The following is a 19,990-nucleotide window of genomic DNA, read 5'->3' as shown; positions in this document are numbered from 1 at the left end:
ACCTTACTCCGGCATTATAGCCTGGGTAAGGTTGTTTATCTTTTCACAGATATAATTCGCGGACAACCCACATATATATCTCGTAGATGCTTGTCAACGGGAGGGTTATCCGTATGCCTAAGCGCCGTTCGCTGCGAATGTTACTTTTCGTCGCTGCCGCTGCTGTACTAGTATTTTCGGTTCGATTCGGGTTTGCCGAGGCTTGGGTGGACCAATATGCATGGCCTTCTTCCGAAATGTCCGAGCTCCCGGTGTCCGCCGCTCCCGCCGCGGTTCAACCGAAAACCGAGCCGCGTCCGGATATTCCCTTGAAGCCGCAAGCCGTCGTGCTTAGCAATCGCGTAACGGAATACCATATTTCCGTTGCCCTGGATGACCAGAACGGAAGCTTGACCGGGGAGCAAACCGTCACCTGGAAGAATCCCGGACGCAAATCCGTCTCGGAGCTCTATCTGCACTTATACCCGAATGCCTTCTCTCCCGGCAGTACGTTCATTAAAGAATCCAACGGCCAGCTGCGCGGAGACAAAATGAAGCAAGGCAGCTTCGGAAACATGGAGCTTACCTCCATGACGACGGAAGAAGGAGAAACCCTCATGCCGAGGCTTCATTACGTACAACCGGACGACGGCAACAAGAACGATAAGACATTAGCCACTTTCCGTCTTCCGAATCCGGTCAAGCCCGGCTCGTCCGTCACACTTCGCATGAAATTCACGGTCAAGCTGCCCGACGTATTCGCGAGAATGGGCAAAGCCGGAGATTTCGTAATGGCCGGACAATGGTTCCCTAAGATTGCCGTATACGAGACGGCGGGCATGCGAGGACGGGCAACCGAAGGATGGAACCTGCACCAGTATCACGGCAATTCCGAATTTTTCGCGGATTTCGGAATCTATAACGTCCGGATTAATGTCCCCGCTTCGTTCAAGGTGGCCGCAACCGGCTTCCAGACCGGAACTCCCGTCGTTTCCGGCGGACGCAAGAGCTTCCAGTTCTATGCCGACGACGTTCACGATTTCGCATGGTCCGCATCTCCGAATTTCGAATACGTAGAGGACTCCTTCTCTTCTCCCGGAATACCCGGCGTGCGAATCAAGCTTTATCTGGATCCCCTGCATAAGGACTTGAAAGACCGCTACATGCATGCCGCGAAGTCCGCCCTTGCCAAGCTTGGAGAATGGTACGGCGAATATCCTTATTCGACCCTCTCGGTCGTCGTACCGCCTGCCGACGGAAACGGCGCGGGCGGGATGGAGTACCCGACGCTCGTCACCGCCGCTTCGGCCCGGGACGACAATCCCGGATATGAGCTGGAGCGCACGCTCGTACATGAGATCGCCCATCAATATTGGTACGGTTTGGTGGCTTCGAACGAATTCGAGGAAGCTTGGCTCGACGAAGGGTTTACCTCCTACACCGAAGATAAGCTGATGTCGAGTATCTACGGCGTGCTTCCCAACATTCCGATCGAAGCCAGCTATTTAACCCACCCGGAGCCGCTGAATCAATCTTCATGGCGGTACAGCTCATCGGACGGCTACGCGGAAAATGTCTATTTGCGAGGGAAGCTCGTATTATCCTCACTCGAGCGTCAAGTCGGCGATAAAACGATGAGCAAGATCTTGCGAACTTATTTTCAGAACTATAAATTCAAGCATCCTTCCTCCTCCGACTTCCAGAAGGTCGTGGAAACCGTGACGAAAACGAAATGGACGGACTTCTTCCAAGCCTACGTGCAGCAAGGACAAATGACGGATTTCGCTATCGACTCCATCAACACTCGCAAAGCGGAGGACGGGGAATATGAAAGCGTCGTGCTTCTGCGGCGCAACGGGGGAAGTCCCCAATCCGTCTCCATCTGGTTCATGTTCGAGGACGGGCAGTCGGTTCGCAAGAAGTGGGACGGCACGCAGACGCATGTACAGCTGCAGCTCAAGTCTTCGACTCCTCTCGTATACGCGGCAATAGATCCAAGCTTGAATGTAGTGCTCGACAATCGCCGTTATAACAATTACTTGCAATCGGAAGTTCCCAAGGAAGAGCGCACTCGCTTCGCGACGGGAATAACCCAGCTCATTGAAGGCCTGTTCGGAACAATGGCGTGGTGAGGTGATCGGAGAATGCGTCAACTAATAAAAAAGGGATGGGACATGACGGTTCGGCATAAGTATGTATTGGTTCTCCTGTTCCTGTATCGCCTGCTTTGGGGATTCTTCCTATACCGGTTCGTCGATTCGGTCGTAACGCCCATTCTCGCGCGTTATCCCGACAGTCATCCGAACTCCGACGCTACCCATCTTTTCCTGATCGAAGCGCAATTCCGCATACTCAAGACAGACCTCGTTAACGAGTTCCTCTGGCTGCTTGGCGGATTGCTCTTGATCAGAATGGTTCTCACTCCGTTGCTCAATGCCGGCGTCTACTATTCCTTCCACCATGCGACGGAATCCGGAGGCACTCGGGTATTGTTCGGAATGCGACAGGCGTGGAAACCGGTAGCCCTACTCTACTGGCTGGAGAACGGGTTGATTCTGCTCCCCGCCATATGGCTTCTTCCGCTAGCCAAAGACCGGTTTTTCTCAGAGCCCTCCTTAACGAATTGGCTTCAGGGACTGCTGCCCTACGCTGCCGCTTGGTTAGCTCTAGGGTTCATCATTCACCTCGCGTTTCAATTCATGCAGTTCGGTGCGGTCTCTCGGGAAGGAATCTTCAAGGGTCTGGGATTAGCGCTTAGCCGGGCGCTCCCGCTATTGGGAATTACTTTACTTATGCTCGGCATCGGTTTGGCAGTATCCGCTACAGCCTGGGCCGTCTCTCTGTTCTGGTCAGGATTTCTCGCCGTTGCGCTGCATCAAAGCTTTCACTTCGTAAGATCCCTGCTTAAGCTGTGGACCTCCGCGGCGCAGTATCAGGTATGGGTTAAAACGGAGTAAGCTGTCCTGTCCCCCATCGACAATATTCTACAGGGACATTCCCCGGTTGCGCCTTTAATAGGGCCGTAGCCGGGGTTTGGCGTTATTAACGGCGGGAAAAATCTAGTCGCAAAGGGGGTATTTATTCCTAGTTCGACACTCAAGATTAGGGAATTCTAATTTAGCAGATGCAGGAAATTCGTCACGATAACCGAATATATAAACTTAAGAAATCAAAAACTGCCGAGTTTCCGCAAACCGGAAAACGGGGGAACCATCTTTTGGGTGAATTGGCCTCGCTTCACAGTGGCCATAGGGGAACCTTCTACCGAACCCTCCAGCTAACCTCGTAGGCATTGGAAGGAGTCACCTGTTTTGCGCAAAGTTTCAGTATTTCTGCTTTCCCTGGCTCTACTGCTCGCCGTTCAGGTGGGTAGCGCATTCGCGGACTCCAAGCTCGACAAAACGATTGATCCTCTCCTCGGATCGGACTATTCTTACGGCGGAACGACTCCAAGCGGCTTTGATTGCTCCGGATTCACGGGGTATGTTATGAAGAAGCTCGGCATCGATCTTCCACGTAGTTCGAGGGACATGTTCAGTTGGGATGAAGGCAAGAAAGTTGAACGCGATGATCTTCGCGCCGGCGATCTCGTATTCTTCAACACTAGCGGCGATGGCGTATCGCATGTGGGAATCTACGTTGGCGACAACAAATTCGCCCATGCGGCATCCAAAGGCGTAACGATTACCTCCCTGGGAGATAACTACTACGCTAAACGCTATCTTGGTGCTCGTCGTATCATGGGCACGGAGACGTACGAGAAAGTAGCAACGGAACAAGAAGTCGCTCAGGTTGCGAGTAAGTAACACGGGATATAGTATCTCATTCTTATGGCAAAGGCCCGCATTCGCGGGCCTTTGTTCCGTTTAAATGATCCGTTATCTTCCTTATACCCGTGGGTATTAAAGTTGAAACAAGCTGTTATTGAGAATTTATCCTGCTTTATTTTTTTCGGACCGGGTGCCGTTCTTTCAAACTATCCACTTCCTGGGACGTGACTTCGTTCGGGCTGTATCTTGCCTTCTCGTAAAGCTTGATCAGCGATCCCCTAACGTTCGACAGCCATTCCCAATAAGCCGCTTGTCTATCTTCTCCTCGGACCGGCGATTTCCGACTCGGAAGCCAGCGCTCTAGTTCTTCGATCGTCTCCGAGGGAGTATCGGACGACTTAAACCCGTATCCCTGCTCGATTCCGGCCGTCACTGCTTCTTCGTATAGAAACCGAACCTTATCCGCATTGTCGAGCCGATCCCAATCCGGAGCGCGATTCCGTCCGCGAAACAGGGAGTCGAATTTCCCCGGTCCCTTCTTCTTATCCTTCGCCAAACTTCTACGCTCTTCCACGTACGGCAGCTTCTCCGTCTTATTCTCCCGTAGCAGCCACGCCTTGATCGTGTCGACGATTTTCCTCCAGGTCCAAGTCCGATCCTTCCAAAACAATCTCGCTAGCCAGATTGCCCCGGCAAGGGCAAGCGCTATTAAAATCCAAGACAGTATCTTACCAATTGTCGAGGAACCGCCGCCCTGATCATTCGGATCCATCCAATCCGGAGTCGCCATCTCTTGCGGCGGTTGGATGAATTTATCGGGATCGATCCATCTATCCCCCGAATCGATGGCTTGCTTCGGAGTCAGCAGTTGTTCACCGTAACTCACGGTAATCGCGATGACCAACAGTCCTGCCGCCAAAAAGATAAATAAGTATTTGCGGCTGGCTCTCCTCACTTGTCCCGTAACGATGCCGTTGTATAAGCCCGCATCATCGATCATCCGTTTGTTGAGCGAGATAAACCAAACTACGATCCACATCAAGGCAAGCAGGATTAACGGCAGCCGATAGTCGGACCATTCTTGGTTTAGCGAAGTCACGATAGTCGCCGTGCAACAGATTCCGAACGCCAGAACGTAATGCAAGTATCCGAGATTCGGGTAACGTCCTCTCCATAGCAGAACGCCGAGCCAGAGGAAGAGGAGCAGATTTCCCTCTCGATATTGCACGATACCTATAGCGAGCAAAATAAAGAGCGCGGTCAACAGCGTCAATCGGCGCCATAAGGCGGGCATTAGATGGAGAGCAAGACCGGCTCCGAAGATCGCCATCGCGCCGAAGACCATTCCCAGCTTCCCTAATCCTCCCATGTTGACCGTGAGAATCAACCAAACGGGCAACCAGATCAAGCACTCCGTTAGTATGCGTTGCAAGATTCTTCTTATCGGCGATGAATATCCCGTTGCGGCAGATTCAGCCATGAAGCGCCACCTCCTTGCCGAGCAGCAACAATTCGACCGAATTCCCCTGATTGCGCATTTGTCGAACGAGCTGCTCCTGCTTCGCATCGATGAACGCGGAGACGAGCATATAATGCTGTCCGCGCGTTCTCTCCGAGATCAGTTGTACCAGCAAATAAGTTAAACCCAAGGTCGTAACGGGCTGAAACCCGGCCATCGCCTCCAGCAACTTGTCCATATGCGCCGCACCGGATCTCGCCGGCGCACGAAATACCGCTCCATCGTTGCCTTCGGATATTCCGTTATAGATGAATCCGACTTTCCCTCCGCCATTCACGACATACTGCGCGGCGGAAGCCGCATAGCTCAACGCCTCTTCGAAATGCTCTTGCGTCACCCTAACGTTATGAGCCGCGTTCAGCAATTCCGCGTTCAGCAGGATCGTCAGATCGTTGTCCTGCATGCTTTCCCTCTTATGGACGAGAAGCTCGCCCGATTTGGCCGTCGCGTTCCAGTTCATCATCCGAAAGGAATCGCCCGCCCGATACGGCCTGATTCCGGCGACGTAATAATGATCCTCCATGATCGGACTGACCATGCTCCTGATGCTCTGCAAATATCTTCGGGCATCCACCGGAAGCTCGCTCAATTCTCTTAACTTGGGAAATACGATAACCTCGCAGTCCGCCGGCTGTTTAATCGTCTTGCTCGTCAAGCCGACGATGTCCCCAATGGATAACGTATAGCTCGTAATGCGATATTTGCCCCTATGCGGACATATGATCTCGTGCTTGCGGACGATTTCCGTAAATGGCGGCACGCTGAATAAGCTCGCATGATTCTGCAGTTGATCGCCGCTACTGATCGACATATTCGTCTCCCGTTGCTTGAAGACCAATTGCGCGGGAAGCAGGGACTCCACCCGAAGCCACGGCAGCGGCAGCCGCTTGCGGTTCTTGATCGTTTCCTGCATCCATACCGTTTGCCCCGCGAACAATCGGGACGAGCTGAACGTCCGTTCATACGAAACGGATTTCAACCCTAACAGCCGATAGACGGATCTCTGCGCAAGGAAGAACAATATCAGGATAAACACGATCCAGAGAATGGCCGCCATCCCTACCTCGACTCCAGCGCGGGTTCCGTCGGGACGGGAATGTCCGCAACCAGCTTGTCGAGGAGCGGTCCTGCCCGGTTCGCTTCGCCGCGGAACGTGTCTTTAAGAATGATTCTGTGGGCAAGCACCGGCCTAATCAGAGCCTTGACGTCGTCCGGAACGACGAAATCCCTTCCGCGAATCAGCGCGCGCGCTTGGGCGGCTTTCAATAGCTGCAAGCTTCCGCGCGGGCTAACTCCGAACGATATTTCGGAATGGCTTCGAGTAGCCGTTACGATAGCGATCAAATAATCGTAAACCTCTTCGCTTACGTGAACCGTAGGCACTATGGCTTGCAGCTCTTGGATTTCCTTCTGGCTCACGGCCGGAGCTAAAGATTCTAGCGGATTGCCCGAGGTGAATCGTCTTAGGATCGCCCGTTCTTCCTCCTGCGTCGGATAACCCATCGAGATGCACATCATGAAGCGGTCAAGCTGGGCTTCGGGAAGGGGGAACGTTCCATGGTTGTCGATGGGGTTCTGCGTCGCGATGACCATGAACGGCGACTCCAGCGGGTAGGTGACTCCGTCTATCGTCACCTGGCGTTCCTCCATGCATTCCAGCAAGCTGGACTGCGTGCGCGGCGTCGCCCGATTCAGCTCGTCCGCCAGCAAAACATTCGAGAATACGGGGCCTTGGCGCAATTCGAACCGCCCGGCTTGTTGGTTATAGAAATTGATTCCGGTTACGTCCGAAGGAAGCAAATCGGCCGTGAATTGGATGCGGCGCATCTGGCAATCCAGCGACTTAGCCAGAGATTTGGCCAGAAGCGTCTTTCCCGTACCCGGAACGTCTTCCAGAATGACGTGACCGGAAGACAGCAACCCGATCAACAAATGCTCCAACACCCGTTCTTTACCTACGACTACCTCGTTCACGTTATGGACGACGGCGGCAAGCTTCCGCTCTAATGATTGTTTATCCACGAGAAAAAACACCCTCCTCCGTTTTCTACATTTTATCAAATGTCGGAGAAGGGCGTGAACTGTACATGTCACAACTTTTATTAGGGTAACTCACAGACGGGCCTCGATCAAATCCCTTTTCGACTGGATTTGAACATCAGGAACGCCAAATATGGCGCGCCGATCAATGCCGTCACGATTCCGGACGGCAAGTCTCTCGGCATGATGACGATTCTGCCGATCCAATCCGCGGAAGCCAGCAATACTCCTCCGAGCAGTACCGAAATCACGAACGAGCGGCGATGTTGGGAGCCTACCAGCATTCTGGCCGCGTGAGGGGCAAGCAGTCCGATGAAACCGACGGCGCCTACGTTGGCCGCCGACATCGTAGCCAATAATACGGCGACGATCGCCACGTACAGCCTTACGCGTCGCACCTTTAAGCCGAGGCCCGTCGAGCTCTCGTCGCTGAAGGTCAGCAGGTCGACTTTACGCCCTAGCCACCAGCCGATCGGCAGGAGGACTAGCACGGTCGGGACCATCTGCCACACCTCCGGCCAAGCCCGGCCGTACGTGCTTCCCGCCATCCAAGCCAGCGCGGGCGCCACTTCCATCTCCGATTGAATAACCAGAAGATTAATGATCGCCGCTCCGGCGGCGGATACCGCGATACCGACTAGAGTTAACATCGTCGGATTAAGACCTCTGCTCCAGGAAACGGAATAGACGATAGCCGCCGCCAGCAGCCCTCCAAGGACCGCCGCCACGGGCAGCCACCCTATGGAGATTTGGGGGATAGCGACCATAAGCAGCAATACGCCGACACCGGCCCCTCCCGTTACGCCGACGACCTGCGGATCGCCAAGCGGGTTACGAACGGCGCTCTGCAGCAGGCTCCCGCTCGCGGCGAGAGCCATGCCGGCTAAGCCGGCTACGAGAAGGCGCGGCAGGCGGAAATCCAGCAAAATCTGCCGGAACATCTCGTCGCCGTTTCCGGATAATACGGCAAGCACTTCCGATAAAGGGATATGCAACGTTCCGCTAGTCAAGCTTAGAATCCATATTGCGACTAATAGTATGCTTAAAGCGGAGACAAGCACCGGATAGGGAATCCTTTCCTGTAAGCTGCCGACGCTCATGGAGGATCCCCCGATGCTTGCGTTCGCTTGAACCTTGCGCGATATTCTAAGCGCAAGCCAGATTAACCACGGAGCTCCGATCATCGCGGTAATCGCTCCCGCGGGAAGCTCGCCGTAGGCATCCACGAACACCCGGGCAATCGTATCCGCTCCGACCAAGATGGCCGCTCCCCACAGCGCGCTCACCGGGATCAACCAAGCATGCTTGGTCATCCCCGACATGCGTACGACATGCGGAGCTATCAATCCAATGAATCCGATCGGACCAACGACGCTCACGCTCACGCAAGCGATCAGAATGGCTACCGCCATGGCGATTATCCGCGTCCCTGCAACCTTCTGCCCTAACGAACGAGCTGTTTCTTCGCTTAACATAAGCACGTCCAGATGGCGAACCGCCAAGCAAACCGCGCCAATGCCTCCGACAATCCAAGGCCAAGAGAATTGCACGCCATCCCAGTTATTCTGAGTTAGCGAGCCCGTTCCCCACAGGAAAACGCCTTTAACCGATTCTTGGTTTAACAAGATCAACGCGCTCGTAAACGAAGAGAGCACTAATGTAATGATCATGCCGGATAACGCGATCCGAATCGGGGTCCCTCTCCTTCCGCCTCCAAGAGCATATACGGCAGCAGCCGCCAACGCTCCGCCCGCAACCGCGAAAGGTAGCGAATATTGATGGAGGACGGTCGGCATGAAGATCGATCCAGCAACGACGACCAAGTAGGCGCCGGCATTCACGCCTAGCGTCGTCTCGGAAGCGAGCGGATTTCTGGTGACCGTTTGCATTAACGCTCCCGCGACGGCCAATGCCGCTCCGGACAATAACCCCATAACCGTTCTCGGCAATCGGATTCCGCGAATCATATTATGGTCGATCGTGTCTTGAGGGGAGACGATCGCCTGAATGACGGTACGGACGGAAATATCAGCCAATCCTTGCGTCAAGCTGACGAATGTAAGAATCAGCAAGGCACCCAGCCCTCCGAGCAGCACCCATAACGGCACCCAGCCCATCCCTACGCTAGCGGGTTGGGCTGGATGGATGTCGGGCACGGAAGCTGTAGCAGGTGCTATCCGTTTATTGGCGAGACTCACTTGCTAAGCAGGTCTGCCGTAGTCTCGGCCATGATTTGCGCGGATAATGGGCCGCCGTATGGCCACATATCTCCGCCTAGAGCAAAGATGCGGTTTTCCTTGACGAAGTTAAGCCCTTTCCATACCGCATTGTCTTTCAATTGATTCTCGATCACGTTGTCGCTTTCTTGAATCATATGAAGGAAGTTGGCGTCTTGCAGCGTAGGCAACGCTTCTACGTCGGCCGTCGTGAATCCGTATATTTCGAATTGCGGAGCTTTGTACGCGTTAGTTAGACCTATATGCTCAAGAATTTTCACCGCCATGGAGTTGTCGGTCGACAACCGGAACGTTACCGCGTTCTGATTGCTATATGCCATAGCCAAGACGAACGGGATCTTGTCTTTGCCCGAGGCCACGACTTTCGCTTTAGCGGCTTCGTATGCTTTATCTAGGTTGGCAAGGACTGCTTCGGCTTCCGGTTTTTTACCTAGAACGTCGGCGATTTGGTTGAAGGTATTCAACATTTCTTCGTACTGATCGCCTTGGCCTTCAGGCGGATAAGCGTCGTATACGAGGGTAGGAGCGATTTTGCTGAACGTATCGTAGGATTTCTCGAGGTTGAATTTCGTTCCGATGATCAGGTCCGGTTTAAGCGATGCCAGCAACTCCATGTTCGGCGTCGAGCGATCTCCGAGGTCCGTCGCGGATGCGTCGATCTTAACGGGCAACCTTACCCATTTGTTCATGTTCTCGATATCCGCGATGCCGACCGGCTGAACGCCAAGCGCCAGGACGTCCTCCGCATGCGTCCATTCCAATACGACGACGCGTTGCGGAATTCCGGTGATCTTCGTTTCTCCCATCACGTGTTTGAACGTGCGGGTTTCATTGGAAGCGGCGGATTCGGATACTGCAGGCTCGGACGCCGCTGGAGAAGACGTTCCCGTAGCACCTGCTTCGTTGTATTCTTTATTGCCGCAAGCCGTAAGGACAAGGACGAATGCAAGGATGATCATAACCATTGAATTTCTCGAATTATTGAATGCGCGCACAGCAAATAGCCCCCTAGATTAGTGGTTTTTTTAGAAAATTAAGTATGAACCGCTTAAAACTTATGCCAATGCTTGAACTCTATCCTCGCGTTCTTCGGAAAGCGATGAACCGCCGATGATGGCGTCTTGAGTCGCGCCTTCTTCCTCAGCTAACCCGTAAGGCAGGCATAGAGGAGCACCCGTGCGCGGATCCGGAATAACGTCCGCGTCGATGTTGAACACCTCGCGCAGCATCCGGGATGTCATAACGACCTCCGGTTGTCCTTCGTACAGAACCGTTCCGTCCTTCAATGCCACGAGATGATGAGCGTATCGGGAGGCGTGGTTCAAGTCGTGAACGACCATGATGATCGTGCGCTTCTGTTCCCTGTTCAACTTCTCCAACAAGGTCATGACTTCCATCTGGTGAGCCATGTCCAAGAACGTCGTGGGCTCGTCGAGCAGCAGCACTTCGGTTCCTTGCGCCAAAGCCATGGCGATCCATGCCCGTTGACGCTGACCGCCCGACAGTTGGTCGACCGGCCTGCCGCTGAACATCGTCATTCCCGTTGCCTGCAATGCCCATTCGATCATGCGGTTGTCTTCCGAGGAGAGATTGCCGAAGCCCTTCTGGTGGGGATATCGCCCGAACGAAACTAACTCGCGAACCGTCAAGCCTTCCGGAGAGGTAGGATTTTGCGGCAAAATAGCCAGTTGCTTGGCTACTTCCTTCGTCGGTTGACGGTGAATAAGCTTGCCGTCTAAATATACTCCGCCCTGAACAGGGTTAAGGATACGGGCCATGGACTTCAGAATAGTCGATTTGCCTGATCCGTTAGCGCCGACCAGCGCGGTTATCAGGCCGTCAGGCACATGCAAATTCAGTTCCAGCACAATTTGCCGACTGCCGTATGCAAGACATAACTGATTTGTGCTTAAGCGTGACATCGTCGCATCCCATCCTTCGCTGAAAATGATTCTCAATTACTCTACGATTGAATGATAATGGTTCTCATTATCGATGTCAATGAAAAAGAGCAGGATTTTCCCGTTTAAATTGAATTTAGGTCGCTTTAATGAACGAAGCCAACATAAGAAAAAACGGCTTCACCGTCCTTAACTTCGAGATTAATGCATGTTCTGCTGTAAGTCTTGATTAAAAGTGAGTCAGCTATCAAGTTGAGATCAAAGAAAGTAGAATGGTAATCATCGTTATTGGAGCTTTTGAGCGCTGTTGCAATCAAAGTAGGATGAAGAACATCACTATTGATCGAATTTATGAAAGGAATAGATCAAACGGAGCCCAATAGGAATAAAAAATATCTTTATCCAGATTAATTTTTGAACGAGCTTCAAAAATACAATGAAAACCATCGTATTTGATAAGGGTGACTCACACCCCACCTCCACCTCTAATCTTTACCTCCATTCTTCTGATCACAGCAGTTAAAAGGTCTCGCCAGATTTGGGACGGTAAGCGGCATGAAAGTCTGATATGTAAATTAAAAAAACCGTCCGGCTAGAAGCCGAACGGTCGAACGGTTGTCGTATTAACGAGCTTAATCGAACAAATCTCCGAAAACGTCCATGACGCTCTTTTTCTTTTTCTTATACGGAGGATATTGGGAATGACCGTGCTGGGAATGGCCATGTTGAGATTGATATTGCTGCTGTTGCGGCGGATTGTAAGGCTGTTGCGGTTGCCTAGGAGCATCCTGTCGCGGACTATCGTTATCGCCGTAATACCATTCGTTATAATCTTGCTTGACTTCGCGAACGTCTACCATCAGCTTGTCCAGTTCTCCTCTGTCTAGCCACACCCCTTTGCAGACAGGGCAAACGTCGATGAGTATGCCGTTTTTCTCCACTTCTCTCATGCGAGAGCCTTCGCAAACAGGACAATTCATTTCATTTTCCTCCTCGTATTCATATCCTAAGTTCATTTCCCCTCCTTAATACGGAATATCATGCGCATGGTTTCTCGGAATTGGAAAATCCGGAGCCCCAATCCGGGAAAAAAGGGCTCCTTATCGCCGTTTCCTTAGCTAATAGAAGCCGACTATCCGCCTCCCTTTCTCGCTTTCATGCACTTCAACTCGTAGGTTTTGCCGTAGCCTCGAGCATATCGCACGATCTCCCGTAGCATAGAGGTGTCGTCCAATTTGGTGAACGGACAAGGATCGGGCTTCGTGTTCACTTCCAGAATCCATGACCTATGATTATCGTCGACGGCAATGTCTAAGCCAAGCTCTTGCATTCGCGGATACACGTTGCCAAGCTCCCGCGCCGTCAAATGCGCCAAATAATTAAATTTCTTTAACAGTCGGGATGCGTTATCGGAGCCTGCCGTGCGCTTTAGTATCGATCGAGCACCATGGATGCTCCCGCCTTGGCTTCCGTTCGTTACGGCCAAGCGCGGATGAGCGACCCTTGCGGCCACCCCCGTCACCTTCCAACCGTTCTTGCGCCCTTTTTGAATCATAACCCGAAAATCGATCGGTCGACCCTGATCCTTAAGCATGCGAATCCCTCTTTGCACCATATAAGGCTTACCGTTTATCCTTTTGCGGAGCCACTTATACAACGCCTTATAAGAGGAATAGAAACTGCGAGTTCGGCCATCCTGCACAAGCCAACTCCCCCGCAGCTTCTCGATCTTCATGACGCCGATGCCCAGCGAACCCGTTACCGGCTTCACGTAGACCATGCCGCGACTATCCAGCATTCGTTTCATGGCCTCTTCCGATAAAAGCCAAGTCGTGGGAATATGGGCGGCAAGGGAGGCTGATCTATTCATAATTCGGGTCTTAATCCACTTGTTGTGTATCGCGGTCTGCTTATTCACTCGTATGACCAGCTCCCTATTATCGAGTAGACATTCTCTCCTAACATACTGTATGGAAATGTCCGAACGAAGGAAGGGGCTGCCGCCTACGGCCAAAACAAGAACATGCCGGCTCCCCTCACATATCATGAGATAACATCCCATGGCCGCATCGGAGGGAACGATATTGGACGATTTCCGGCTTCGCAAGGTATCCCGGGTTCTTGATATTTTTCCCTGGTACGGGCAACTCATTGCCGATTACGTTTCGGACAGTACTGAAATACGATCGTTCAGCCAACTTCCGCTCCTCACGTCCGAGCTGTTAGAGCAACATTACTACCAGCCCGACCCGCCCTTCGAGCCCCAGCTTCAACTCAATACCACCTTCTACCGTACATCCGGTACCAGCTCTCTTCGCCGCAAAACCATTTACTACTCCGAGGAAGACGAACTGAACTACATCAGAATTAAATCCGATATCTTCCGACGAATTCTTCTGAATTCCGGTGTCGTTACCGCTTTGTCGGACATGGGTACCGGCCATGCCGCCAGTACTGCGCCTGAAATATTCACAAGCATAGGAATGTCGGTCGAATCTATCGATTTTCGCCAGCCGATCGGGCTTCACATCGACAAACTGCGGGAATTTCGCCCCCATGTCCTATACACGATGCCGTCCATCTTGGATCACATATTATCCTCATCCGCGGAGGACCCGGCTTCCTATGGCATTCGGCAAGTCATCCTAGTGGGAGAAAGCGCTTCTCCGGCCTGGCTACGGAGCGTGTCGGAGCGGCTGCGTCTGGCGGAAACCGATATCACGGACACCTACGGTTCGATCGAGATCGGCACGATCGCTTATTACTCTCATGATCATGGCAGATATCTGTTCGCCGAAGGCATCGAAGCCGAAGGCGTATCCGCCGAAACCTTGTTTCCCGATATGGATCCTTTAAGCGACGGGGAATCCGTTCTCGTGTTGAGCTCTTACGTTCGCGATTTATTTCCCGCATTGCGGTATGTCACCTACGACATCGTGAGGGATTTGAGACCGATTCTCGTCGACGGCCAATGGACGCAAAGCTTTCAGGCAATCGTCGGACGGATCGGCCCGGACCTCAAGCACGGGGAAAAAATCAGCGTCTACGACATCGAAGACGTCGTCTATCGTCACCTCCGCGAAGCGAAAGTGCGCATCCGGGTTAGCGGCAACAAGCTTACGGTACTCATCGACAGCGAGAATAAAAGTCCCGAGATATACTCGGGAATCGAGCGCGATCTGCTTGAGCGTATTCCCGAGATCGGAATCATGATACGCGGCGGAATGCTGGATGCCTTAAGGGTTATCCCTTCCGAAGTGATTTTCGAAGGCTCCGTGCTGAAGCACAAAAGAATTTTCTACGATCGGGAGGGCGAATGACGGCGATGGAAATCGATAGGTTGGACGGCATATGCCGAACGATTGGCCGAACACCGCTCGTGCCTTTACGGCGATTGTTCCCGAATGCTCCTTTTCGGGTATACGGCAAGCTCGAAATGATGAATCCCGGCGGAAGCGCCAAAGATCGTCCCGCCCTCTTCATTATTCGGGAGGCTATCCGATCCGGGGAAATCCGCGAAGATACGACGGTCGTCGAATCCAGTTCCGGCAATATGGCGGTCAGCTTGGCGCAGATTTGCCGGTACCTGGGCCTTAGGTTCATCTGCATCGTGGATCCCCGGACGACGGAAACCCACCTTAAGCTTATCCGTTCGCTCGGCGGAGAGATCGAAATGATAACGGCTCCCGACCCGGTTAGCGGCGATTACTTGCCGGCTCGCATCTCGCGCGTGAAACAGCTTCAGAAGGAAATCGGAAACTGTTACTGGACCAACCAATACGGCAACCCGAACAACTACTCTTCGCATTACCATACGACGATGCCGGAGATCATCGAAGTACTTCCCCATATCGATTATTTATTTTGCGGAGTCAGCTCGTGCGGCACGATAAGGGGCTGCGCGGAGAGATTGAAGGAAAGCGGACTACCCACGAAGATCGTTGCCGTCGATGCTAAGGGCAGCGTTATTTTCGGCGGCACGAAAGGCCACCGGCAATTTCCCGGATTAGGCGCGGCGCTCCCGCCTTCGATTAATCGCGCGGAGTTGATAGACAGAGTCATTTACGTATCCGAGCGGGATTGCGTCGATGGGTGCAGAGATCTTGTTAGATCCGAAGCGATTATGACGGGAGCATCTTCGGGCGGGGTTATTGCGGCGATTCGCGCCATGCAGGACGAGATTCCGGCAGGCTCTATATGCGCGGCTATTCTACCCGATCGCGGAGATCGTTATTTGGACACGGTATACGACGAGGAATGGGTCGACCGGAATGTGAGAGGCTAATTCCTCACCTGATAAAGGATGTGCTTCGAAATGATCTATTTGAACGACGGACATATTCGCGAGCTGGGAATCGATTGGTCCGCGCTCGTTGCGGAGATCGAATCGACGCTGGATCTGATGGGAACTCCGGAAGTCGTCCAGCCGCTCAAGCCTTATTTGCGGTTCGGGAACCCGCGGAACCGTATCATTGCCATGCTCTCCTACGTTGGAGGAAAAACGGACGTCAGCGGCATCAAGTGGATTGCCAGCTTTCCCGGGAACACGGACCTCGGAATCCCCAGGGCGCATAGCACGATCATCCTTAACGACCCTTCGACCGGGATCCCGATCGCCGTCATTAATAGCGCGATGCTTAGCGAGCTGCGAACGGCCGCCGTCAGCGCGGTCATGCTCGGGCGATATCTCGCGTTGGAGCGCAAGCATAAATATCGGATCGGCTTGATCGGGTGGGGACCTATCGGACGAAGGCATATGGATATGGTCCATTCTTTGTTCGGCGATAAAGTAGAGAGCGTGAAGCTGTTTGACCTTAAGGGCATCGATCCGGTTAAGCTAGTTGGAGCATCGAAAGAGAATACGAAAATCGCGGGTTCGTGGCAGGATGTGTATGGGGATAGCGACATTTTCTTCACCTGTACCTCCTCCGCCTCGAGATATATCGACCGGCCTCCTTTACCCGGCTCGCTACTAATGAATATATCCTTGCGCGAGTACATGCCCGAGAGCGTAAGCTCGGTAAAAGCCATCGTCGTCGATAATTGGCACGAAGTATGCCGCGAGAATACCGATATCGAACAGCTTCGGGACTATGCAGGTTTGGCGGAAAAAGATACGTTGAGCTTACGGGATATCGTCTACGGGGAAGCTTTGTCCTTGCTGGCTTCGACTGAGCCCGTCTTCTTCAATCCGATGGGGATGGCCGCGTTCGACATGACTTTGGCCGCGTATTATTGGCGTCTCGCGGTGCAGTCGGGCATTGGGATTAGTCTGGAGGATTACTAATCCGCTGGGAGCGCTTCGTCGATTTCGGATTGCTTCGCAAGTTTGTTACACTGTATAAGTGCAACCACTTGCGAAGGGGGAATTACGATGATAGTCGCGATCAATACGATAAAAATCAAATCAGGCCACGTCGGCGAAATCGTCGAACGTTTCAAAAACCCGAAGGGCGTTCAACACGCGCCGGGATTTATCCGCATGGAGCTGTTGACCGAAGCCGGCGAAGAGCATGACGAGCTGAAGGTTTGCACCACTTGGGAGAACCGGGAAGCCTTCGACGGCTGGGTGAACAGCGATGCCTTCAAGCAGGCCCATTCTCATTCGCGCCCGAAACCGGATGCAGCCGCGGCCGAGGGCCAGCCTAACCACGGACAAGGCCATGGCCAGGGCGAGCAGCCGCAGAAGCCCGGCGCCGGCATCATGCTGGGCGCTAAGCTTAGCGTGCATGAAGTGGCTTTTACCTTCCCGGAGGCTTAACAGCATGGCGCTGTCGTCGGTTGAACCTGCTTACTTCCATCTTCGGTGGGAGTTACCCGGTTTCGGCGGGTATCTCCTTGCGTTTTGCCGGTTGCGGCGAGAATTACCCGGTTTCGGCGGGTAACTCCGGGCGTTTCGTCGGTTGGAGCGAGAATTACCCGGTTCCGGCGGGTAACTCCTTGCGTTTTGCCGGTTGCGGCGAGAATTACCCGGTTTCGGCGGGTAACTCCGGGCGTTTCGTCGGTTGGAGCGAGAATTACCCGGTTTCGGCGGGTATCTTCCGGGCGTTTCGTCGATTGTGGCGAGAATTACCCGGTTTCGGCGGGTAACTCCGGGCGTTTTGCCGGCTGCGGCGAGAATTACCCAGTTTGAGAGGGTAATTCCGTGCGCTTCGACGGTTATGGCGAGAATTACCCGGTTTGGGCCGTTTATTTCAAAGCTTGTTCAAGGAGATTAGGCGATGAGACATCAGTTAGCACGGCTTAGCCATACGGCATACAGCATCCTTTATTTGTGCTTGGGCTTGGGAGTGTTGGGCGGAATTCAGCGACCGCTACTGGGGGAATTGCCCGAGAGTCTGCCCATACTAATCGGACTGTTGACGTCGAATCTCATCCTCCTGTACGTATGCCATCGAAACGTGCTAGCCCAGAGGTTGTGGTTCCTCGGCGGCTCCGTGCGGAAGCTAACCGCCAATCGCACAAGGACTCTGCTACTACTATCGTTCGTAATCTGGCTATCGATATATATCCAACTTCATACTTAAAGCATAAACCAGCAAAAAGCGATGCTCTCACGAAGAGGGCATCGCTTTTTTATTGCACGGAAGCCAATGTCACTTCCCGCTTTTGTTGGCCTCGATCTGTTCCGCTAGCTCGTTAAGCTCGGTCCACCGCGCAAGCAGTTCGTCCAGCTTCGTCTCCAGCCTTTGCTGCTCGGCAGCCAGCTCCTGCAGAAGCGCGGAATCGCTGCTTGCGCTTTCCATCTTCCCGGCCACCGCTTTCAGGCCTTCCTCCGCTTCCTCGATCCATCCGTCGATTTGCTCGAAGTCCTTCTGATCCTTATACGACATTTTCAGAACCGGACGCGCCTCTTTGCTCTCCGGCTTGGAAGTCGCGGCGGGCTTGGCTGGTGCGGAAGCCGCAAGCTTCTGCGCCTCTTGCCTTTCGGCGAATTCGCGATATTCCGAGTAATTGCCGACGTGGTGAGTTACGACCCCCTCGCCCTCGAAAGCGAGAATGCGCTCGACGGTGCGATCCAGAAAATATCGATCATGGGAAACCGTAACGACGACTCCCGGAAAATCGTCCAAGTAATCCTCGAGCACCGTAAGCGTGGCAATATCCAAATCGTTCGTCGGTTCATCCAACAGCAGTACGTTCGGCGCGTTCATTAGCACCCGCAGCAGCTGCAACCGACGCTTCTCTCCTCCGGACAGCTTGGAAATAACGGACCACTGCATCGCCGGCTCGAAAAGAAAACGCTCCAGCATCTGGCCCGCGGATATCGTCGATCCATCGGAAGTCTTGACCTGATCGGCGCCTTCCCGGATATATTCCATCACCCTAAGCGACTCGTCCATCTCTTCGTGCTCTTGGCTGAACCAACCGAGCTTGACCGTCGTCCCCAGCTCGACCGTACCTCCGTCGGGCGTTAATTTCCCCGCGATCAGCTTGAGCAACGTCGACTTCCCGCTTCCGTTGCGGCCGACAATGCCCACTCGGTCTTCCGGTACGGCGATATAGCTCAAATCGTTAATCAGCGTCCGTTCGCCGAAGCGCTTGGACAGATGCTCGATCTCGATGATCTTCCTGCCCAGCCTCGAAGATGCGATCGAGACGTCCATCTTCGCGCCGTTCGCTTTGGGCCCTTGCTCCTTCAGTGCCTCGAACCGATCGATTCTCGCCTTCTGCTTCGTGGAACGCGCCTGGGCGCCGCGGCGGATCCATGCCAGTTCGTTGCGCAGTAAATTCTGGCGTTTCGCTTCCGATGCGACCTCCCGTTCCTCCCGCTCCAGCTTAAGCTCCAGGAACCGGCTGTAATTCGCTTCGTAGAAATAAGCCTTGCCACGATCAAGCTCGATGACCCGATTGCTGACGCGGTCCAAGAAGTACCGATCATGCGTTATCATCAGCAAAGCGCCTCTGCGCTTCTGCAGCATCCCTTCGAGCCATGCGACGGAATCATTGTCGATATGGTTCGTCGGCTCGTCAAGTATGAGCACGTCGGATGGTTGCAACAGCGCCGCAGCCATCGCTACGCGCTTGCGTTGCCCGCCCGAGAACGTCGATACCTTGTCGTCGTAGTTGTGGATGCCGAGCTTGGTTAGCGCCGTTTTGGCTTCGCTCTCCAATTGCCACGCATCCAACTCGTCCATCCTCTGATTCGCGGCGATCAAGCGCTCTTGCAGCTTCGTCTCCTCCGGATTCAAAGCCAACTCCGCCATAATCGCCGAGTAATCGCGCACGGCTTTCAACTGCGGAGAATCCCCTGCGAGCACATGCTCTAACGCTGTTTCTTCCGGCGCGAACGAAGGGTCTTGCGCCAGCATCCGGAGCACGACCGAGCGTCCGATCGACACTTTGCCGGAATCGGCGGATTCCAGCCCCGCGATGACCTTCAGCAACGTGGACTTCCCCGTCCCGTTAACGCCGATGATCCCGATTTTGTCCCCGGTTTCGATTCCGAACGTGACGTCCTCGAACAGGATTTTCTCGCTATAGCTTTTCGATATATTTTCAACGGACAATAAATGCATGTCATCAACCCTCTTAAGCGATAAA

The 19,990-nt window shown here is 53.5% G+C and carries 18 protein-coding genes and 1 riboswitch; of the genes, 9 read left to right on the top strand and 9 right to left on the bottom strand.

Going from position 1 to position 19,990, the window contains the following annotated elements:
* Positions 1-113: 113 nt before the first annotated feature.
* The 3 genes from DFP95_RS23185 (at position 114) to DFP95_RS23175 (ending at position 3,785) form a co-directional block, all read left to right on the top strand.
* Positions 114-2,111, top strand: a complete 1,998-nt coding sequence (locus tag DFP95_RS23185) for a M1 family metallopeptidase (RefSeq protein ID WP_115995070.1) — start codon at positions 114-116, stop codon at positions 2,109-2,111.
* Positions 2,112-2,123: 12 nt separating this feature from the next.
* Positions 2,124-2,936 carry a hypothetical protein gene (locus DFP95_RS23180; protein WP_115995069.1) on the top strand — a complete coding sequence of 271 codons (813 nt, stop codon included), beginning with the start codon at positions 2,124-2,126 and terminating at the stop codon, positions 2,934-2,936.
* A 210-nt stretch (positions 2,937-3,146) separates the two neighbouring features.
* A riboswitch (cyclic di-AMP (ydaO/yuaA leader) is annotated at positions 3,147-3,286 on the top strand.
* 4 nt (positions 3,287-3,290) lie between these two features.
* Complete coding sequence (locus DFP95_RS23175) at positions 3,291-3,785, top strand: C40 family peptidase (RefSeq protein ID WP_115995068.1); 495 nt, start codon at positions 3,291-3,293, stop codon at positions 3,783-3,785.
* A gap of 136 nt (positions 3,786-3,921) precedes the next feature.
* Here DFP95_RS23175 and DFP95_RS23170 read toward each other — a convergent pair whose 3' ends face one another.
* From DFP95_RS23170 to DFP95_RS23135, 8 genes are all read right to left on the bottom strand, one after another.
* A complete protein-coding gene (locus DFP95_RS23170; RefSeq protein WP_181907572.1) occupies positions 3,922-5,229 on the bottom strand; it encodes a DUF4129 domain-containing protein in 1,308 nt (435 codons plus the stop codon).
* On the bottom strand, positions 5,222-6,325 hold the full coding sequence (locus DFP95_RS23165; protein WP_115995066.1) for a DUF58 domain-containing protein: 1,104 nt from the start codon (positions 6,323-6,325) through the stop codon (positions 5,222-5,224). The genes DFP95_RS23170 and DFP95_RS23165 overlap by 8 nt, the downstream gene beginning before the upstream one ends.
* Positions 6,326-6,327: 2 nt before the next feature.
* The gene (locus tag DFP95_RS23160; protein WP_115995065.1) at positions 6,328-7,290 is read right to left on the bottom strand and encodes an AAA family ATPase; all 963 of its coding nucleotides are present in this window, start codon (positions 7,288-7,290) and stop codon (positions 6,328-6,330) included.
* 107 nt (positions 7,291-7,397) lie between these two features.
* Entirely contained in the window at positions 7,398-9,506 is a 2,109-nt protein-coding gene (gene fhuB / locus DFP95_RS23155; RefSeq protein WP_342768282.1) for a Fe(3+)-hydroxamate ABC transporter permease FhuB, read from the bottom strand.
* Positions 9,503-10,540, bottom strand: a complete 1,038-nt coding sequence (locus DFP95_RS23150; protein ID WP_484014455.1) for an ABC transporter substrate-binding protein — start codon at positions 10,538-10,540, stop codon at positions 9,503-9,505. The genes fhuB and DFP95_RS23150 overlap by 4 nt, the downstream gene beginning before the upstream one ends.
* Positions 10,541-10,600: 60 nt before the next feature.
* A complete protein-coding gene (locus DFP95_RS23145) occupies positions 10,601-11,467 on the bottom strand; it encodes an ABC transporter ATP-binding protein (protein WP_115995063.1) in 867 nt (288 codons plus the stop codon).
* A gap of 611 nt (positions 11,468-12,078) precedes the next feature.
* A complete protein-coding gene (locus tag DFP95_RS23140) occupies positions 12,079-12,426 on the bottom strand; it encodes a TFIIB-type zinc ribbon-containing protein (RefSeq protein ID WP_115995108.1) in 348 nt (115 codons plus the stop codon).
* A 152-nt stretch (positions 12,427-12,578) separates the two neighbouring features.
* Positions 12,579-13,364 carry a YheC/YheD family protein gene (locus DFP95_RS23135; protein WP_181907571.1) on the bottom strand — a complete coding sequence of 262 codons (786 nt, stop codon included), beginning with the start codon at positions 13,362-13,364 and terminating at the stop codon, positions 12,579-12,581.
* A gap of 142 nt (positions 13,365-13,506) precedes the next feature.
* On the opposite strand from DFP95_RS23135, the gene DFP95_RS23130 reads away from it, so the two are divergent.
* The 6 genes from DFP95_RS23130 (at position 13,507) to DFP95_RS23105 (ending at position 17,973) form a co-directional block, all read left to right on the top strand.
* Positions 13,507-14,766 carry a phenylacetate--CoA ligase family protein gene (locus tag DFP95_RS23130; RefSeq protein WP_245987901.1) on the top strand — a complete coding sequence of 420 codons (1,260 nt, stop codon included), beginning with the start codon at positions 13,507-13,509 and terminating at the stop codon, positions 14,764-14,766.
* Positions 14,763-15,731 carry a 2,3-diaminopropionate biosynthesis protein SbnA gene (gene sbnA / locus DFP95_RS23125; RefSeq protein ID WP_245987899.1) on the top strand — a complete coding sequence of 323 codons (969 nt, stop codon included), beginning with the start codon at positions 14,763-14,765 and terminating at the stop codon, positions 15,729-15,731. The genes DFP95_RS23130 and sbnA overlap by 4 nt, the downstream gene beginning before the upstream one ends.
* A gap of 30 nt (positions 15,732-15,761) precedes the next feature.
* Complete coding sequence (locus DFP95_RS23120) at positions 15,762-16,733, top strand: 2,3-diaminopropionate biosynthesis protein SbnB (RefSeq protein ID WP_115995062.1); 972 nt, start codon at positions 15,762-15,764, stop codon at positions 16,731-16,733.
* Between the two features lie 87 nt (positions 16,734-16,820).
* Positions 16,821-17,207: an antibiotic biosynthesis monooxygenase gene (locus DFP95_RS23115; protein ID WP_115995061.1), complete on the top strand. Its 387-nt coding sequence runs from the start codon at positions 16,821-16,823 to the stop codon at positions 17,205-17,207.
* 20 nt (positions 17,208-17,227) lie between these two features.
* The gene (locus DFP95_RS23110; RefSeq protein ID WP_115995060.1) at positions 17,228-17,536 is read left to right on the top strand and encodes a hypothetical protein; all 309 of its coding nucleotides are present in this window, start codon (positions 17,228-17,230) and stop codon (positions 17,534-17,536) included.
* Between the two features lie 131 nt (positions 17,537-17,667).
* The gene (locus tag DFP95_RS23105) at positions 17,668-17,973 is read left to right on the top strand and encodes a hypothetical protein (protein WP_115995059.1); all 306 of its coding nucleotides are present in this window, start codon (positions 17,668-17,670) and stop codon (positions 17,971-17,973) included.
* Between the two features lie 69 nt (positions 17,974-18,042).
* Here DFP95_RS23105 and DFP95_RS23100 read toward each other — a convergent pair whose 3' ends face one another.
* Complete coding sequence (locus DFP95_RS23100) at positions 18,043-19,965, bottom strand: ABC-F family ATP-binding cassette domain-containing protein (protein ID WP_115995058.1); 1,923 nt, start codon at positions 19,963-19,965, stop codon at positions 18,043-18,045.
* Positions 19,966-19,990 lie beyond the last annotated feature (25 nt).

This window comes from Cohnella lupini (assembly GCF_003386205.1).
Taxonomy (GTDB): Bacteria; Bacillota; Bacilli; order Paenibacillales; family Paenibacillaceae; genus Cohnella; species Cohnella lupini.
The sequence above is the reverse complement of the archived record's forward strand: the minus strand, read 5'-3'. Positions and strand labels throughout refer to the sequence as shown.

Excerpts from the sequence above, each read along its gene's own strand:
- DFP95_RS23185 (WP_115995070.1), top strand. The coding sequence starts at position 114 with ATGCCTAAGCGCCGTTCGCTGCGAATGTTACTTTTCGTCGCTGCCGCT.
- DFP95_RS23180 (WP_115995069.1), top strand. The coding sequence starts at position 2,124 with ATGCGTCAACTAATAAAAAAGGGATGGGACATGACGGTTCGGCATAAG.
- DFP95_RS23170 (WP_181907572.1), bottom strand. The coding sequence starts at position 5,229 with ATGGCTGAATCTGCCGCAACGGGATATTCATCGCCGATAAGAAGAATC.
- DFP95_RS23165 (WP_115995066.1), bottom strand. The coding sequence starts at position 6,325 with ATGGCGGCCATTCTCTGGATCGTGTTTATCCTGATATTGTTCTTCCTT.
- DFP95_RS23145 (WP_115995063.1), bottom strand. The coding sequence starts at position 11,467 with ATGTCACGCTTAAGCACAAATCAGTTATGTCTTGCATACGGCAGTCGG.
- DFP95_RS23140 (WP_115995108.1), bottom strand. The coding sequence starts at position 12,426 with ATGAATTGTCCTGTTTGCGAAGGCTCTCGCATGAGAGAAGTGGAGAAA.
- DFP95_RS23130 (WP_245987901.1), top strand. The coding sequence starts at position 13,507 with ATGGCCGCATCGGAGGGAACGATATTGGACGATTTCCGGCTTCGCAAG.
- sbnA (WP_245987899.1), top strand. The coding sequence starts at position 14,763 with ATGACGGCGATGGAAATCGATAGGTTGGACGGCATATGCCGAACGATT.
- DFP95_RS23120 (WP_115995062.1), top strand. The coding sequence starts at position 15,762 with ATGATCTATTTGAACGACGGACATATTCGCGAGCTGGGAATCGATTGG.
- DFP95_RS23115 (WP_115995061.1), top strand. The coding sequence starts at position 16,821 with ATGATAGTCGCGATCAATACGATAAAAATCAAATCAGGCCACGTCGGC.
- DFP95_RS23105 (WP_115995059.1), top strand. The coding sequence starts at position 17,668 with ATGAGACATCAGTTAGCACGGCTTAGCCATACGGCATACAGCATCCTT.
- DFP95_RS23100 (WP_115995058.1), bottom strand. The coding sequence starts at position 19,965 with ATGCATTTATTGTCCGTTGAAAATATATCGAAAAGCTATAGCGAGAAA.